Here is a 16,480-nt window from a genome sequence, read left to right as displayed (position 1 = left end):
GCCTTCCGCTCTGGCCTGACCATGCCGCCTCAGGACCGTCGCTTCCCGTTGCCTTTGCGCCACCAGGATTCATCGGGCCGGGCGAACCACCACTGCGACTGGTCGGTCTCCCGGATGACCGCGGCGAACTCGCGGGCCACGTCGGTCCTGAGCCGCGGCAGGGCATGGGCCAGCCACTTGGCCGCATAGGGGTTGCCCAGGTCCTGCTCCTCCTTCAGGTTGGCGATGAAGTCGAGCTGGTCCGCGTCATGGGCCAGTTTCGACTCCAGCGTCTCGCCGGCTTCGAGCTCGCGCCACATATCCAGCACCTCCGCCCGCAGGCCCGTACCCTCCAGGGCGTGGGTGAAGGCCAGGACCGGGTCGCTCGTGTTGTAGATGCGGTTGACGTAGTTGAAGTCGCCGATGCGCGCCTCGTGCACGTCGTGAAACAGGCACAGGAACACGGTGCGAGCCACGTCGGCCCCGGCCCTGCGGGCCAGGATGTAGCCGATCATGGCCGTGCGGAAGGAATGCTCGGCCACGTTCTCGGCGCCGGAGCCGAGGAACTGGTAGCCCGTGCGCGGGGTGCGCCGCAGCATGCCAAGCTCGAAGACGAAATCGGCCAGGCGTTTCCAGGTGGGGTCGGCCACGACGGCGGCCTCAGGTTCGGTATTCAGCATTGATCTTGATGTACTCCTCGGTGAAATCGGACGCCAAAAGCGTCAGTTCGGCCCCTCCCGCGTTCAGCTCGATGTCGATGTCCACGGTGTCGCGACGCAGGGCCGAGGCCAGCAGGCTGTCCCAGTCGGCCTTGACCGGCGTACCCTGGCGAAAAATGGTCAGGCCGGCGATGCGCACCACCACGGCCTCGGGCGTGAAGGAGGCGCCGCTGCGGCCCAGGGCGGCCACGATGCGGCCCCAGTTCGGGTCGCGGCCATAGAGGGCCGTCTTGACCAGGGGCGAGTTGCCCACGGCCCTGGCGGCCAACTGGGCGTCGGCCATGCTGGCTGCGCCGCTGACGTTGACGCGCATGACCTTGGTGCCGCCCTCGGCGTCCTGCACAATCATGTAGGCCAGGTCCTGGCAGATTTCGAGCAGGGCCTCTTCGAGGATCTGCAGATCGGCACCGGCGGCGGTTGCGGCCGCGCCGTTGGCCAGGGCCAGCACGCAGTCGTTGGTGCTCGTGTCGCCGTCCACGGTGATGGCGTTGAAACTCTTCTCCACGCAACGCGTCAGGGCAGCCTGCCACCAGGCCGGGTCCACGCCCGCGTCGCAGAGGATGAAACCGAGCATGGTGGCCATGTTCGGGCAAATCATGCCGGCGCCCTTGCAGAAGCCGGCCAGTCGCACGGTTCCGGAGCCGAGGGACACTTCGCGCGAGGCGATCTTGGGAAAGGTGTCCGTGGTCATGATGGCCCGGGCCACATCGACGAGACCCGCCCGGCCGAGGTTGTCGCGCAGGGACGGCACGCCCAGTTCCCAGAGGTCCATCTTCAGCTGATCGCCGATGACGCCGGTGGAGGCGGGCAGGACCTCTGAGGGCTTGAGCCCCAGGCAGCCCAGCAGTTCAAGGGTTGCCCGGCATTTGTCAATGCCTTCCTGGCCGGTGCAGGCGTTGGCCTGGCCGGAATTGACGACCAGGGCGCGGATGCCGGCCGGCGAAGCGGCCAGGACTTCCCGGGCCACCAGGACCGGCGCGGCCTGGAAGCGGTTGGTGGTGAAGACGCCTGCGGCCGCGGCCGGCGCATCGCTGACCACGAGGGCCAGGTCCGAGCGGCCCGGACGTTTGAAACCGCACTGGGTGGTGGAAAAGCGGAAACCTGACGGGATGTTCATGACTCCTCCGGATACGAAAAAATCCCGCGCCCGAGCACGGGATTCCTCCCTGACAGGGGAAAAAACCTTTGTCAAAGGGGTTGGTCGCGATCGAAATAGTCTTCTGTCAGTTGGCAGCAGTTTGGCGCCCCCTTGGCCAGCTCGGCCAGGGTTATGGTGTCCAGCTCGCGCAACATGGCGTCCGTGGCCCGCTGCCAGGCAGCCCTGGTCAGGCAGTCATCGGTCCTCCCGCAAAGCTTCGGGTCGCTCAGGCAGGCCGAAAGCTCCACCGAGCCCTCCATGACGCGCACGATGTCGCCAAGGGTGATGTCTTCGGCGGACTTGTTCAGCTGATGCCCTCCCGCGGCGCCGCGCTTGCTCGCGACCATGCCCGCGTGCTTGAGGGGCTTGATGATCTGCTCGATGAATGGGATGGTGATGCCCGTCCGCTCGGAGATGTCGTTGACGCGGTGCGGGACGCCTTCGTTGTGCAACGCCAGGTCAAGGAGAATGCGGGACGCGTATCTGGATTTTGCGGAGAGTTTCATGTTTTCTCGAATGATGCGGGTTGATGTTGCGCGGCCGTCCGACCTTCGGCCAGACTCCTCGAATCCGTGGCCGCGCGTGGGGCGAGCCCCTTGCGCGGTTCTTCGTGGCCGGCTTCAAACCATCCCCTACCTTCTCGGCGCGCGCACCGCAATATTGCACCTTCACGGCTGCGGGAGTACGTGGGGAGTATCATGAAACACCTTCGCGACATACCGCTCAAAAATTTCTGCACCTACCGTATCGGCGGCGTGGCCCGGGATCTCTATTTCCCGGAAAGCATCGACGAGATGGCCGAAATCGTCCGCCTGCATCGCGCCCAGGCGCGCCCTTTCTGGATTCACGGCGGCGGGGCCAACACCCTCTTTCCGGACGGCGAAATCCGGCTGCCCATCATCTCCACGAGCGAGATGACGGCCACTTCGCGCGACGGCGGCACCGTCTTCGCCGAAGCCGGGAAGGTCATGGACGCCTGGGTCCTGGAGAACCTGCGCGAAGGTCTGGGCGGCGTCGAATGCCTGTCCGGCATCCCCGGCACCCTGGGCGGCGCGCTGTTCATGAACGCCGGGGCCTATGGCCAGGAAATCTCCGACTGCCTGCACAGCGTCACGGTCCTGACCAGGGACAGCCGCGTGGTCGAAATTCCCAAGGCCGAGTGCGGCTTCGGCTACCGGCGCGCCACGGCCCTGCACGACTCCGTCATCCTGGCCGGGACATGGATTCTGCCCCTGGCAGACACCGCAGCCCTGCTGGCCAGGCGCAAGGAAATCCTGGCCAGACGCAAGGAAAAGCAGCCCCTGGAATTCCCGTCCGCCGGCAGCGTTTTCAAGCGCCCCGAAGGGGCCTACGCCTCGGAGCTCATCGACCGGGCCGGCCTCAAGGGCGCCCGCGTGGGCGGGGCCCAGGTTTCGGAGAAGCACGCCGGTTTCATCGTCAACGTCGGGGACGCCACGTGCCACGACGTCCTCGAACTGGTCGAACTGTGCCGCCGGACCGTGCGCGAACGCTTCGGCTACGAGCTCGAACTTGAACAATGCCTCTGCCCCTTGTGCCCCGATCACGAATAAGCCAGGAGAGCGCCATGCCCGCAACCGCCAAGTCCGACATCTCCATCGCCCAGCAGGCCAAGATGCTGCACATCCGCGACATCGCGGCCAAGCTCGGCCTGAGCTACGACCAGCTCGAACCGTACGGCAAGCACAAGGCCAAGCTGCCCCTGCACCTGGCCGAAAAGGACCAGTGCAAGTACGGCAAGCTCATCCTGGTCTCGGCCATCACGCCCACCCCGGCCGGCGAAGGCAAGACCACGGTGTCCATCGGCCTGGCCGACGGCCTGAACCGCATCGGCAAGAAGGCCATGGTCGTGCTGCGCGAGCCGTCCCTGGGCCCTGTCTTCGGCATCAAAGGCGGCGCCACGGGCGGCGGGTATTCGCAGCTCCTGCCCATGGAGGACATCAACCTCCACTTCACCGGCGACTTCGCGGCCATCGAGAAGGCCAACAACCTCCTGGCCGCCCTCATCGACAACAACCTGCAGAGCAAGGGCCGGTCCCTCAACCTCGACGGCCGCACCGTGGCCTGGAAACGGGTCATGGACATGAACGACCGGTCGCTCAGGCGCCTGGTCTGCGGCCTGGGCGGCCTGGCCCACGGCGTGCCGCGCGAGACGGGCTTCGACATCACGGCGGCCTCGGAAATCATGGCCATCCTCTGCCTGGCCGACGACTTGCCGGACCTGAAGAAACGCCTGGGCGACATCTTCATCGGCTTCACCCATGGCCGCGAGCCCATCCACGCCCGAGACTTAAGCGCCCAGGGCGCCATGGCCGCCCTCTTGAAGGACGCCGTCAAGCCCAACCTGATCCAGTCCCTGGAGGGCAACCCCGCCATCATGCACGGCGGCCCCTTCGCCAACATCGCCCAGGGCACCAACACGGTCCTCGCCACGCGCACAGGCCTGTGCCTGGCCGACTACGTGGTCACGGAGGCCGGTTTCGGCTTCGACCTGGGCGGCGAGAAGTTTCTGGATATCAAATGCCAGTCCGCGGGCTTCGACCCCTGCGCCGTGGTCCTGGTGGCCACGGTCCGGGCCCTCAAGTACCACGGCGGCGTGGAGTTGCAGCATCTGTCCGTGCCCAACGCCAAGGCCCTGGCCAGGGGCCTTGAGAACCTGTCCAAGCAGGTCGAGAACGTGCGACTCTTCCACCTCACGCCCATCGTGGCCATCAACCGCTTCGCCACGGACACCGACGAGGAGCATCAGGTCATCCTCGACCACTGCCAGTTCATGGGCGTGCAGGCGGCCGTCATGGAAGGCTGGGAAAAGGGCGGGGCCGGGGCCGAGGAACTGGCCGAACTGGTCGCGGCCACGGCCGACCGCTGCACGGCCCACTACAAGCCCCTCTACGACTGGAAGCAGAGCGTGCGCGAGAAGATCGAGATCATCGCCACCCGCGTCTACGGCGCGGCCTCGGTGGAGTACGCCCCCGGCGCCCTGCTGGACCTGGACAAGATCAAGCGGCTGGGGCTCGAGCACCTTCCCATCTGCATCGCCAAGACCCAGAGCTCCCTCTCGGACCAGCCCGGCCTGCGCGGCCGTCCGCGAGACTTCACGGCCACGGTGCGCGAGGTCGAGATCGCGGCCGGAGCGGGCTTCCTGGTGCCCATCACCGGCAACATGATGCGCATGCCCGGCCTGCCGGAGATACCTTCGGCGGAAAAGATCGACATCGACGCCAACGGGGTCATCAGCGGCCTGTTCTAGTCCGATTGCCTGCCCAAATAAGCGAGCCCCTGCCAGACGATGGCAGGGGCTCGCTTCATTATTTTGGAAGATGGATCCCCGCCTTCGCGGGGATGACGCGATGGTGGGGTGAAGGAACCGGACTTTAACCGTAAACCGAACTGCCGCATGGAACGATGTGTCATTCCCGCGAAGGCGGGCTTGTGCCCGTCAGGGTAAATCCATGCCTTTCAGCTCAGGAATACAGTCACAAAATCAGGACACCTTGCTCCCGTTGACCACGCCGGAACTCGGCCCCAGCAGGGCCAGGCCGCCTTCCTTCTTGACCGCCAGGACCATGCCCTGGGAGACGGTGCCGCGCAGCTTGCGGGGCTTGAGGTTGAAGACCACGACCACCTGCCGGCCGACCAGTTCCTCGGGCTTGAAGAACTCGGCGATGCCGGCCACGACCTGCCTGGGGCTCTCCTCCCCGGCGTCGACCTTGAGGACCAGCAGCCTGTCGGCTTCGGGGTGCGGGGCCGCTTCGAGGACCGTGCCGACGCGCAGGTCGACCTTGGCGAAGTCCTCGAACTCGATGCACTCGGGGCAAGCCATCTCGATCTTGGGACCGGGCTTGGCCTCCTTGGGGGCCTTGACCTTCTTCGGCTCGGCGGGCTTGTCCTCCTTGGGCTCCAGGTCCTGGCGGGGAAAGAGGTTGGAGCGTTCGGCCACGGGCGTGCCCGGGGCCAGACCGAACCAGGACGACGTCTCGGCTTCCAGGTCCACGCCCTCCAGGGCGAACTTGATTCCGAGCTGGGTCAGCATGGTCTCGCTGGTGGACGGCATGACCGGCCACAGGTGCAGGGCGACCTTACGCATGCCTTCGAGAATCACATAGATGACCGTGCCCAGCCGGTTCATGTCCCCGTTCTTGTACAGGGTCCACGGAGCGGACGAGTCGATGTACTTGTTCAGGTGGCGAATGAGCTCCCACAGGGACTTGAGCGCCCTGGAGAACTGGAAGTGCTCGAACTGGGTCTGGAAATTGGCCATGGCGTTATGGCCGATTTCGAGAACCTCGCGGTCGAGATCCTCAAGCTCGCCGCATTCGGGCACCACGCCGCCGAAATACTTGTGCGTCATGGACAGGCTGCGCGAGAACAGGTTGCCCAGGTCGTTGGCCAGGTCGGCGTTGAAGCGGCCCACCAGGGCATCCTCGCTGAAGGACGAGTCCTGGCCGAAGCTCATCTCCGACAGCAGGAAGTAGCGGAAGGCGCTCAGGCCATACTTCTTGGCCATGTCCAGGGGCGCGACGACGTTGCCCAGGCTCTTGGACATCTTGGTCTCGTTCACGGTCCAGTAGCCGTGCACGCGCAGCCCCTTGTACAGGGGGATGCCTGCCGACATGAGCATGGTCGGCCAGAAGATGGCGTGGGGCTTCAGGATGTCCTTGGCCACGAGATGATGGGCGCCGGCCCAGTATTTGCGGAAATCCTCGCCGTCGGGGTAACCCAGGGCCGAGATGTAGTTGATGAGGGCGTCGAACCAGACGTAGGTCACGAAATCGCTGTCAAAAGGCAGCTCGATGCCCCAGGTCAGCCGCGTCTTGGGCCGGGAGATGCACAGATCGCCCAGGTCCTCCTTGAGCATGGACAGGACCTCGTTGCGGTAGCGCTCGGGCTGGATGAAATCCGGGTTGGCCTCGATGTGCTGGCGCAACGGTTCGAGGTACTTGCTCATGCGGAAGAAGTAGTTCTTCTCCTTGATGAAGGTCGGCACGGTCTGGTGATCCGGACACTTGCCGTCCACCAGCTCCTTCTCGGTGTAGAAGCGCTCGCAGCCGAAGCAGTAATGCCCGCCGTACTCGTCGAAATAGATGTCCCCGTTGTCGAAGACCTGCTGCAGCACGTGGCGCACGCAGAGCTTGTGCCGGGTGTCGGTGGTGCGGATGAACTGGTCGTTGGATACCTCAAGCTCGGGCCAGAGATCCTTGAAGAGCTGGCTGATGGTGTCCGAATAGGCCTTGGGATCCTGACCGTTGGCCTCGGCGGCCTGCACGATCTTGTCGCCGTGCTCGTCGGTGCCCGTGAGAAAAAACGTGGCGTCGCCCCTCAGCCGGTGAAAACGGCTCACGCTGTCGGCGACGATGGTCGTATATCCGTGCCCGAGGTGCGGCCGGGCGTTCACATAGTAGATGGGAGTCGAAATGAAAAACGGTTTCAACGCTGTGCTCCTTGTCTGCCGGAGGTTATTGCTGCTCTGTGGGCTTGGGGGCCTGGTCCTTTCGCGGGCCGGACCTGCGCCGCTTGTCGCGTGGGCGCCCGTCCCTGCGGTCACGGGGCTGGCCTGACCCTTCGGGCCTGCGCTCGCCGCCCTCGCCGCTTTCGGGCCTGGGCCTGGGCCGCTCGGCCCGGTCTGGACGGTCCTGGCGATCCGCGCGCTCCGAGCGGTCCGGGCGGTCCGGGCGGTCCGTTCGTTCTGAACGATCATGCCGGTCGGCGCGTTCCGCACGCTCGGACCTGTCAGTGCGCTCAGGACGCTCGGGTCTGTCCGTGCGTTCAGAACGCTCGGGCCGTGGACCGCGATCGCCGCCCTGGCGCGGGCGGTTGTCCTTGCGCATGGGCTTGGGCCGGCGGTCCTGGCGCCCGCCCTGACCCCGGACCTCGGGGTCCATGAGAGCCGCGAGTTCGGCGGGCACGTCATCGGACGAGTCGTCCTGCGCGACAACGCGCGGCTGGTCCGGCAGAACCATGGCCGCCCAGTCCGTCAGGGAAAAATCGAGTTCCTCGCCGTTTTCGGTCACCACGCTGACGGAGTCGCGGAACATGTTGGCCCGGAGAGTCTTCATGGGTCCCTGCGTGGTCATGTAGCGGCGGCCGAGCTTGGGGGCGCGACGCTGAAAATCGGCGTAATTGTCCTTCTCGTAGGCCAGGCAGCACAACAGGCGCCCGCAGACGCCCGAAATCTTGGCCGGGTTCAGGAACAGGTTCTGGTCCTTGGCCATCTTGATGGTCACGGGCTCGAAACGGCGCAGGTAACGGCGACAGCAACACATCTGCCCGCAGTTGCCGAGCGCCCCGATCATCTGCGTCTCGTGGCGCACGCCGATCTGGCGCAGCTCGATGCGGGTGCGGTAGTTGCGCACCAGATCCTTGACCAGCTCCCGGAAATCGACCCGGCCAGGCGCCGTGAAATAGAAGATCATCTTGCTCTTGTCGAAATAGATCTCGACGTCGACGAGCTTCATGTCCAGGTGCAGGCGGGCCATGGAACGCTGGCAGTATTTGCGTGCCTCGCTGGCCAACTCCCGGTTTTCACGGTCGATGGCGATGTCCTCGGCCGTGGCCGGACGGTAGATGGGCTTGACGGTTTCCGGGTCCACGCCTTCGGGCAGATCGTCGCGCAGGGCCACGATCTCGCCGAAGCCGATGCCCTCCTCGGTCTTGACCAGGACCATGTCGTGCAGGGAAAGCACGAAGGGCGTCGACAGGAAGAAGTATATCTGTCCCTGGCGTCTGAAAGAAACACCTACGTATTGAGCCATATATATTCCAAAGGATGATCCCGTCGCGCTGCGCGGGAGGTGATGACGGTTTCACGTTCGTGCGCCACGGCGCAAAAAACCGGTTCCAGGCCGATGCCCGGAACCGGTTGTGTAGCGGGAGAAGCCGAAAGTGACAAGCTAGAGAAGGCCGAGCCTGCGCGCGATTTCCCGGGCGGATTTACGCCCAGCTCCCATGGCCAGGACCACCGTGGCCGCGCCGGTGACGATGTCGCCGCCGGCGAAGACCATGGGGATGTCCGTCTCGCCGGTTTCGGGGTCGGCCTGGATGTAGCCCCACTTGTTCAGCGTCAGCTCCGGGGTCTCGCGCAGCAGGACCTGGTTGGGGCCCGTGCCGATGCCCAGGATGGCCAGGTCCGTGGGGATGTCGAAGAAGGCCCCATCCACCGGCACCGGCTTGCGCCGCCCCGAGGCATCGGGTTCGCCCAGCTCCATGCGCTGCACGGTCAGGCTCCGCAGATGGCCCTTCTCGTCGCCGTTGAAGGCCACGGGGGCGACCAGGTTTTCCAGGCAGACCCCCTCCTCCAAGGCGTGCTCGAGCTCTTCGAGGCGGGCCGGCATCTCTTCCTTGGTGCGGCGGTAGACGATGGTCACCTTCTCGGCTCCCAGGCGCAGGGCCGTACGCGCGGCGTCCATGGACACGTTGCCGCCGCCCAGGACCGTGACCTGGCGGCCGGCGGCCACGGGCGTGTCCACTTCGGGAAACTTGTAGCCGCGCATGAGGTTGACGCGGGTCAGGTACTCGTTGGCGCTGTACACGCCCAGGAGGCTCTCGCCGGGAATGTTCAGGAACTTGGGCAGGCCCGCGCCCACGCCGATGAACACGGCCTTGTAGCCCTGATCGAAGAAGTCCTGGACGGACACGGTCTTGCCCACGACCCAGTTGGTCTTGAAGACCACGCCCATGCGCTTCAGGAATTCCACTTCCGTGTGCACGATGGACTTGGGCAGGCGGAACTCGGGGATGCCGTAGGTCAGCACGCCGCCGACCTCGTGCAGAGCCTCGAAGACGGTCACGGACACGCCCAGGGCCGCCAGGTACCCGGCCGCCGTCAGGCTGCTCGGGCCCGAGCCCACGCAGGCGACCTTGAGATCCTCGCGCAGAAGCTTGCAGTCATCCCCGCCGGTGACGGCGTCGCACGGATTCACGGCGTAATAGGAATCGGCCACGAAACGCTCCAGGCGGCCGATGGCCACAGGCTGGCCCGTGGGGTTCAGCTTGCACCTGGCCTCGCACTGCTTCTCCTGGGGACAGACCCGGCCGCAGACCGCGGGCAGGCTGTTGGTGGCCTTGATGACCTTGTAGGCCTCGTCGAGCCGCCCTTCGGCCACCTCATGGATGAAGGCCTTGCAGTCCACCTCGACCGGGCATCCGGCCTGACAGGTGGGGTTCTTGCATTGCAGACAGCGCCTGGCCTCGGCCTGCGCCTGCTCCAGGGTATACCCCAGGGCGACCTCGTTGAAGTTGCCCCGGCGGACATGGGGGTCCTGCATGGGCATGGACACGCGTGGGAGAAGCTTAGCTTTCTTTGCCATGGCACTCACAGTAGCACTTGTAGGACTGTTTTTCCTGCGGAACGTACGACCCCAACCGCATCATCAGCTCGTTGAAATCCACCTTGTGGGCGTCGAACTCCGGCCCGTCCACGCAGGCGAAGCGGATGGCGTTGTCCACGCGCACCCGGCAGGCGCCGCACATGCCGATGCCGTCCACCATGATGGAATTGAGGCTGACCACCGTCTTCACGCCAAAGGGCCGCGTCACTTCGGCCACGGCGCGCATCATGGGCACCGGCCCCACAGCCACGACCTCCTTGACCTCCGGGTCCGACTCCAGGCGCTCCTTCAGCACCTGGGTCACGAAGCCCTTCTGCCCCTTGCTTCCGTCGTCCGTGGCGATCAGGACTTCGTGGCTGAACTTGGACAGTTCCTCCTCGAAGAGCAACAGATCAGCCGAACGCGCGCCGATGATGGACACCACCTTGTTCCCGGCCTGGGCATGGCCCTTGGCGATGTGGTGCATGGCCGCGATGCCCGTGCCGCCGCCCACGCAGATCACGGTGCCGACCTTGTGAATGTCCGTGGCCCGGCCCAGGGGGCCGCACAGGTCAAGGACCGCATCGCCTTCGCCCAGACTGTCCAGAATGGCCGTGCTCTTGCCCAGGACGAGGTAGACGATGGTGATGGTCCCTTTCCCGGCATCGGCGTCGGCGATGGTCAGCGGAAAGCGCTCGCCGTCCTCCGCCACGCGCAGGATGACGAAATTGCCCGGCTTGGCCTTGGCCGCGATCTCGGGTGCGTCCAGGGTCATCTCCGTGACCCGGCCTGGGATGAGAATTCTTTTTTTCAGTATGGTCGTGCTCACCAATTCCTCCATGCCCTAAGCGGGGCGTCTTATTGAACAAGTGGCCCAGAATTCCGCCGCTTCATCGCTGCTTGTCAAACTACCTGGGCGATTGTAAAGAAATATGACCGTCAAAGGAAGGATGTGCCCATGACCTCAGACCCCATCAGCGCGTATTCCAGTCAGAGCCTCGGCTCCGACGCGCAGTGGAGTTCGGGGTTTTCGCGGCAGATGCTGTCCGCCCGCGTCTCCACGCGCACGGTCGGCGTGCAGCTCGGCAAGCTCGGCGTCAGCCTGAGCACCCAGAACATCTCATTCGCCGACGAGCCCGAGCCCAAGATCCTGAAGGACTTCGCCCAGGAGCTTGAACTGCAGTACCTGACCCAACACGTTCGGCCCTTTGCGGCCGCAGGCAGCTATGCCGCCAATGCGACCACCAGGCGCCTGGGCGCCATGGCCTACGGCCAACAGGCCAACCTGCGCAGCGTCTCCCCCATGATCAGCGTCGTGGTTTAGACCCCGTCGCGGCCATCTCGCCAAAAAGATTATCGATTGTCAATGACCGTCCGAGCGGGACCGAAAGCGAAAGGGCCGCCCGAAGGCGGCCCTTCCCCGTCACTGCGCCAGAAACGCCTCGAGCCTGGCCAGGGCCCGGTCGATGCCCGCCGGCTCGGAGCCGCCGGCCTGGGCCAAATCCGGACGCCCGCCGCCACCGCCCTTGATCTCGCCCGAGACCTCCTTGATGAGCGCCGGGGCCGTGAAACGGCCGTGCAGGTCCTTGCTGACCGCAAGCACCAGCATGGCCTTGCCGTCTATCTCGGCGGCCAGGGCAATGATGCCGCTTGAGATCTTGGAGCGCAGGTCGTCCATGAGATTCCTGAGCGCGTTCATGTCCGGGGCCTCGACCTTCCTGGCCAGCACCTTCATGCCGGCGATGTCCTTGGCCTCGGAGGCCAGATCCTTGCCGCTCTCGGACATGACCTTGGCCTGCAGGGCCTGCAGTTCCTTGGACAGGGCCTTGGCCTGGTCCTGCAGGGCCGCGATCTTCTTCGAGACCTCGTTCGGGGCGGCCTTGAGCAGGGCGGCAGCATTGCGGACCTCCTCGCGCTGGGCCTGCCAGTGGCGCAGGGCGTCCCAGCCCGTCAGGGCCTCGATGCGGCGCACGCCCGCTGCGATGCCGGCCTCGGACAGGATGACGAAGGAACCGGCCTGGCCCGTGGACTCCAGGTGGGTGCCGCCGCACAGTTCGACGGATTCGCCGGCCATCTCGACCACGCGCACGTCGGCCTCGTACTTCTCGCCGAACAGGGCCATGGCCTGCTTCTCATTCACGGCCGCGTCATAGGACATGACCTGCGTGGTGATGGGCGCGTCGGCCAGGATGGCGCGGTTGACCTCGTTCTCGACCTGCTGCAGCTCCTCGGCCGAAAGCCCGGAGATGTGGGTGAAGTCGAAGCGCAGGCGCGACGGGCCCACCAGGGAGCCGGCCTGCTTGACGTGCTCGCCCAGCACCCGGCGCAGGGCCGCGTGCAGCAGGTGGGTGGAAGAGTGGTTGCGGGCCGTGGCCACGCGCTCGCCTTCCTCGACGAAAAGCTCCACTTCCTGGTCGGCCAGGATCTCGCCGCCGGAGACCTCGATCTTATGCACGAAAAGCGTCGGCGCGGGCTTCAGGGTGTCGACCACGCGGGCCGCGCCCGTGGGGGCCTGCACCCGGCCCGTGTCGCCCATCTGGCCGCCGGACTCGCCGTAGAACGGGGTCTTCAGCGTGACCATGAAGCCCGTGCCGCCGGTCAGGCGCTCGACGGGCTGGCCTTCGGCGTCCAGCAGGGCCACGATGCGGCTCACGGCGGACAGGCAGTCGTAGCCGATGAAGGCGGATTCCAGGCCCGAACCCATGAGGGCCGCGAACTGCCCGGCCAGGCCCTTGTCGCCGGAGCCGGCCCAGGCTTCCTTGGATTTCTTCTTCTGCACGGCCATGTGCTCGCGAAAGCCCGCCTCGTCCACGGCAAAACCCTGCTTCTCGGCGATGTCGTTGACGATATCGAGGGGGAAGCCGTAGGTGTCGTAAAGCTTGAAGGCCGTCTCGCCGCCGATGGTCCGTTCGCCCTTGGCGGCCAGGGCCGCCATCTCGTCCTCGAGGATACGCAGGCCCTTGTCCAGGGTTTCGCCGAAACGCTCCTCCTCCTGGCGTACGACGCGGACCATGAAGTCCCGGCCGGCCACGAGTTCGGGGAAGGTCGCACCCATCTCGGCCACGACCTGGGCCGTGGTCTCGCACAGGAAGGGCTCGCCAAAGCCCAGCAGCTTGCCGAAGCGGTAGGCGCGGCGGATCAGGCGGCGCAGGACGTAGCCGCGGCCTTCGTTGGAGGGCAGCATGCCGTCGGCCAGCAGGAAGGCGATGGAGCGGCTGTGGTCGGCGATGACGCGAAGCGCCGTATCCGAGTCGGCATGCTGGCGGTAGGCCACGCCGGCCTTCTTGGCCATGGCCTGGATCAGGCCCTGGAAGAGGTCGGTGTCGAAATTCGAGCGCTTGCCCTGGCAGATGGCCGTGATGCGCTCCAGGCCCATGCCCGTGTCGATGCTCGGCTTGGGCAGGGGCGTCATGGTCCCGTCGGCCGAGCGGTTGAACTGCATGAACACGAGGTTCCAGATTTCCAGGAACCGGTCGCAGTCGCACTTGCCGATGCCGCAGTCCGGCCCGCAGGCCATGTCCGCGCCCTGGTCCACGTAAATTTCGGAGCATGGGCCGCAGGGGCCGGTGTCGCCCATAGCCCAGAAATTGTCCTTCTCGCCCAGGCGGAAGATGCGCTCCACCGGCACGCCGGCCACCTTCTGCCACAGCTCGCCGGCCTCGTCGTCGTCGCGGAAGATGGAGACGTAGAGCCGCTCCTTGTCCAGGCCCAGCTCCACGGTCACGAAGTTCCAGGCGAAGCGGATGGCGTCTTCCTTGAAGTAGTCGCCGAAGGAGAAGTTGCCGAGCATCTCGAAGAAGGTGTGGTGGCGCGCCGTGCGGCCGACGTTCTCCAAGTCGTTGTGCTTGCCGCCCACGCGCAGGCACTTCTGGGACGTGGCGGCCCGGCTGTAGTCGCGTTTCTCCTGGCCCAGAAAGATCTTCTTGAACTGGACCATGCCGGCGTTGGTGAAGAGAAGGGTCGGGTCGTCCTGGGGGACCAGGGATGAGCTGGGCTGCACGCTGTGGCCGTGCTTCTCGAAATATTCCAAAAACCGTTTGCGGATTTCACCGGCGCTGATCACGTTGTCTACCTCGTTGATCCCCGTTCTCGCCAGGGCATGATATGGTGAAAGGCATGGATTCCCGCCTTCGCGGGAATGACGTCGTGCCATGACGCCAAGGTTGCGTCATTCCCGCGACGTGCGCCCGACAGGGTAACTCCATGCCTCTGATGTTACTGAAAATCAGCCGAAACTACTCGGCTGGCGCCGCCGCGGGCGCTTCCTCGGGCACGGGCATGCCCAGCTGTTCAAGCAGGGCGCGTTCGATCTGCATGCGCAGCTCGTCGTTGTCCTGCAGGAAGGCGCGCACGTTCTCCTTGCCCTGGCCCAGGCGCTCGGAGCCGAAGGCGTACCAGGCGCCGCTCTTCTCGACGACGCCCTGTTCCACGCCCAAGTCCAGCAACTCGCCCACACGGGAGATGCCGGTGCCGAAAAGCACGTCGTACTCGGCCTCGCGGAAGGGCGGGGCCATCTTGTTCTTGACCACCTTGACCCGCACGCGGTTGCCGTACGACTCCTCCTTGTCCTTCAGGGTCTGGATGCGTCGCAGATCCATGCGCACGGAGGCGTAGAACTTGAGGGCGTTGCCGCCCGTGGTCGTCTCGGGGCTGCCGTAGCCGGTCATGCCGATCTTCATGCGCAGCTGGTTGATGAAGATGATGGACGTGCGGGACTTGTGGATGGTGCCCGTCAGCTTGCGCATGGCGTGGGACATGAGGCGGGCCTGGCTGCCGACCTGGGTCTCGCCCATGTTCCCCTCCAGTTCGGACTGGGGGATGAGGGCGGCCACGGAGTCCACCACGACCACGTCCACGGCGCCGGAGCGGACCAGCATGTCCGCGATTTCCAGGGCCTGCTCGCCGTAGTCGGGCTGGGAGATGAGCAGATCTTCGGTCTTGACCCCGAGCCTGCGCGCGTAGTTGATGTCCAGGGCATGCTCGGCATCGATGAAGGCCGCCACGCCGCCGCGCTTCTGGGCCTCGGCGATGATGTGCAGAGCCTGGGTGGTCTTGCCCGAGGATTCCGGCCCGAAAATCTCCGTCACGCGGCCGCGTGGAATGCCGCCGACGCCCAGGGCCAGGTCCAGCCCGATGGATCCCGTGGGGATGACCGGAACGACCTGATGGGACGTGTCGGAAAGACGCATGACCGAGCCCTGGCCGTAGCGGCGCTCGATGGTGGCCAGCGCGGTTTCCAGCGCTTCGCGGCGCGCGTCTTCGGGGGATGCGGTTTTTGGTCGGGCCATGAGATGCTCCATGAAAGTTGGGGTTCGGCGAAAACAGAGAAACAAGCGCTCGTAGCAAATAAGGGTATGGAAGACAATGCCGGGAAACCGGTGCCCGGCGGCGCCCCCGGTTCGACAATATGCCCACGCCGAGCCGGTTTCCCCCGGGGACGCCGGTTGCGTTCGACGCCCCGCGCTCGCCTTCAGGCGATGCGCCGCCCGACGAAGGCGGCGACGAGAATGACCGCCATGCCGACCACGGCGTGGGGCGTCACGGCTGCGCCGCGGGCCAGGGCCGCCAGCAGGACGGCCAGGGGCGGGGTGAGGTAGGAGAGGTAGCCGATGACGGTCATGTTGCCCGTGGTCACGGCCCGGTTCCAGAGGGTGAAGGACAGGCCCAGAGGCACGAGCCCCAGATACAGGGCCGAGAGCAGGGCTCCGGCCGGCGGCAGTCCCTGGGGGGCGCCGGCGGCGTAGACCGCGGTCGAGCAGGCCGCGGCCAGGACGGTGAAGGCGGGCATGTAGTCCCCGGTGGGCCGCAACCGGGACAGGGCAACGGAGAAGCCGCTCCAGATCAGCCCGCAGCACAGGGCCAGGGCGTAGCCGGGGAGATAGCGCGGGTCGAACTGCAGGCTTCTGCCGCCGGACACGACCAGCCCCGCCCCCAGGAGCCCGGCCAGGGCCACGGCCAGCACCGGCATTGACAGGCGGCGCTTGGCCAGGACCGAGGAAAAGACCACGATCCAGAAGGACCAGGTCGTCGTCAGAATGGCCCCCTCCACCAGAGGCGCGTGGTCCAGGGCCAGGTAGTAGACCGCATGGTAGCCGAAGATGCCGACGAGCCCCAGGGCGGCCATGCGGGGAGAAGGCCAGGGGATGGCCGCGCGCTTCGAGATGACCATTTCCTGAGCGGTCAAATACAGCGCGGCCGGCACGAAGCTGAAGAACAGCAGCTCCGGCACCGAGAGGCCGTCCAGGCCGCTGCCCGTTGCCGCCGGCAGGCTGGCCCAGCAGAGCACCGCGCCCATGGCGTAGAGGTAGGGTTTCATCGGC

The 16,480-nt window shown here is 65.8% G+C and carries 13 protein-coding genes; 3 read left to right on the top strand and 10 right to left on the bottom strand.

Annotated features, from left to right (window positions below; genetic code table 11):
• Positions 1-29: 29 nt before the first annotated feature.
• From G394_RS0103090 to G394_RS0103080, 3 genes are all read right to left on the bottom strand, one after another.
• Positions 30-659: an HD domain-containing protein gene (locus tag G394_RS0103090; protein ID WP_043774630.1), complete on the bottom strand. Its 630-nt coding sequence runs from the start codon at positions 657-659 to the stop codon at positions 30-32.
• Positions 640-1,815, bottom strand: a complete 1,176-nt coding sequence (argJ, locus tag G394_RS0103085; protein ID WP_028576402.1) for a bifunctional glutamate N-acetyltransferase/amino-acid acetyltransferase ArgJ — start codon at positions 1,813-1,815, stop codon at positions 640-642. Before argJ ends, G394_RS0103090 begins: the two co-directional genes overlap by 20 nt.
• 71 nt (positions 1,816-1,886) lie before the next feature.
• Positions 1,887-2,342: an RrF2 family transcriptional regulator gene (locus tag G394_RS0103080; RefSeq protein ID WP_028576401.1), complete on the bottom strand. Its 456-nt coding sequence runs from the start codon at positions 2,340-2,342 to the stop codon at positions 1,887-1,889.
• Between the two features lie 192 nt (positions 2,343-2,534).
• Between G394_RS0103080 and murB the strand changes: the two genes are divergently transcribed.
• Complete coding sequence (gene murB / locus G394_RS17740; RefSeq protein ID WP_051306906.1) at positions 2,535-3,407, top strand: UDP-N-acetylmuramate dehydrogenase; 873 nt, start codon at positions 2,535-2,537, stop codon at positions 3,405-3,407.
• A gap of 14 nt (positions 3,408-3,421) precedes the next feature.
• Positions 3,422-5,104: a formate--tetrahydrofolate ligase gene (locus G394_RS0103070; RefSeq protein WP_028576400.1), complete on the top strand. Its 1,683-nt coding sequence runs from the start codon at positions 3,422-3,424 to the stop codon at positions 5,102-5,104.
• 234 nt (positions 5,105-5,338) lie between these two features.
• On the opposite strand, the gene metG is transcribed toward G394_RS0103070, so the two are convergent.
• The 4 genes from metG to G394_RS0103050 all read right to left on the bottom strand — a co-directional run bounded on the left by metG (position 5,339) and on the right by G394_RS0103050 (position 10,989).
• Complete coding sequence (gene metG, locus G394_RS0103065; protein ID WP_028576399.1) at positions 5,339-7,285, bottom strand: methionine--tRNA ligase; 1,947 nt, start codon at positions 7,283-7,285, stop codon at positions 5,339-5,341.
• 25 nt (positions 7,286-7,310) lie between these two features.
• Entirely contained in the window at positions 7,311-8,606 is a 1,296-nt protein-coding gene (locus tag G394_RS17735) for a regulatory iron-sulfur-containing complex subunit RicT (RefSeq protein ID WP_043774556.1), read from the bottom strand.
• Between the two features lie 138 nt (positions 8,607-8,744).
• Positions 8,745-10,160 (bottom strand): NADPH-dependent glutamate synthase, encoded by a 1,416-nt coding sequence (gene gltA, locus G394_RS0103055; RefSeq protein WP_084435255.1) that lies wholly within the window; start codon positions 10,158-10,160, stop codon positions 8,745-8,747.
• Complete coding sequence (locus G394_RS0103050; protein WP_028576397.1) at positions 10,144-10,989, bottom strand: sulfide/dihydroorotate dehydrogenase-like FAD/NAD-binding protein; 846 nt, start codon at positions 10,987-10,989, stop codon at positions 10,144-10,146. Before G394_RS0103050 ends, gltA begins: the two co-directional genes overlap by 17 nt.
• 129 nt (positions 10,990-11,118) lie before the next feature.
• On the opposite strand from G394_RS0103050, the gene G394_RS0103045 reads away from it, so the two are divergent.
• Positions 11,119-11,484: a hypothetical protein gene (locus G394_RS0103045; protein ID WP_028576396.1), complete on the top strand. Its 366-nt coding sequence runs from the start codon at positions 11,119-11,121 to the stop codon at positions 11,482-11,484.
• Between the two features lie 99 nt (positions 11,485-11,583).
• On the opposite strand, the gene alaS is transcribed toward G394_RS0103045, so the two are convergent.
• The 3 genes from alaS to G394_RS0103030 all read right to left on the bottom strand — a co-directional run bounded on the left by alaS (position 11,584) and on the right by G394_RS0103030 (position 16,476).
• Complete coding sequence (alaS, locus tag G394_RS0103040; RefSeq protein ID WP_028576395.1) at positions 11,584-14,223, bottom strand: alanine--tRNA ligase; 2,640 nt, start codon at positions 14,221-14,223, stop codon at positions 11,584-11,586.
• 172 nt (positions 14,224-14,395) lie between these two features.
• The gene (recA, locus tag G394_RS0103035) at positions 14,396-15,448 is read right to left on the bottom strand and encodes a recombinase RecA (protein WP_028576394.1); all 1,053 of its coding nucleotides are present in this window, start codon (positions 15,446-15,448) and stop codon (positions 14,396-14,398) included.
• Positions 15,449-15,630: 182 nt separating this feature from the next.
• On the bottom strand, positions 15,631-16,476 hold the full coding sequence (locus tag G394_RS0103030; RefSeq protein ID WP_028576393.1) for a DMT family transporter: 846 nt from the start codon (positions 16,474-16,476) through the stop codon (positions 15,631-15,633).
• Positions 16,477-16,480: the final 4 nt, after the last annotated feature.

The sequence above is a fragment of the Desulfomicrobium escambiense DSM 10707 genome (assembly GCF_000428825.1).
Taxonomy (GTDB): domain Bacteria; phylum Desulfobacterota; class Desulfovibrionia; order Desulfovibrionales; family Desulfomicrobiaceae; genus Desulfomicrobium; species Desulfomicrobium escambiense.
The sequence above is the reverse complement of the archived record's forward strand: the minus strand, read 5'-3'. Positions and strand labels throughout refer to the sequence as shown.

Coding starts and splice junctions, on each gene's coding strand:
- G394_RS0103090 (WP_043774630.1), bottom strand. CDS start 659: ATGCTGAATACCGAACCTGAGGCCGCCGTCGTGGCCGACCCCACCTGG.
- argJ (WP_028576402.1), bottom strand. CDS start 1,815: ATGAACATCCCGTCAGGTTTCCGCTTTTCCACCACCCAGTGCGGTTTC.
- G394_RS0103080 (WP_028576401.1), bottom strand. CDS start 2,342: ATGAAACTCTCCGCAAAATCCAGATACGCGTCCCGCATTCTCCTTGAC.
- murB (WP_051306906.1), top strand. CDS start 2,535: ATGAAACACCTTCGCGACATACCGCTCAAAAATTTCTGCACCTACCGT.
- G394_RS0103070 (WP_028576400.1), top strand. CDS start 3,422: ATGCCCGCAACCGCCAAGTCCGACATCTCCATCGCCCAGCAGGCCAAG.
- G394_RS17735 (WP_043774556.1), bottom strand. CDS start 8,606: ATGGCTCAATACGTAGGTGTTTCTTTCAGACGCCAGGGACAGATATAC.
- gltA (WP_084435255.1), bottom strand. CDS start 10,160: ATGGCAAAGAAAGCTAAGCTTCTCCCACGCGTGTCCATGCCCATGCAG.
- G394_RS0103045 (WP_028576396.1), top strand. CDS start 11,119: ATGACCTCAGACCCCATCAGCGCGTATTCCAGTCAGAGCCTCGGCTCC.
- recA (WP_028576394.1), bottom strand. CDS start 15,448: ATGGCCCGACCAAAAACCGCATCCCCCGAAGACGCGCGCCGCGAAGCG.
- G394_RS0103030 (WP_028576393.1), bottom strand. CDS start 16,476: ATGAAACCCTACCTCTACGCCATGGGCGCGGTGCTCTGCTGGGCCAGC.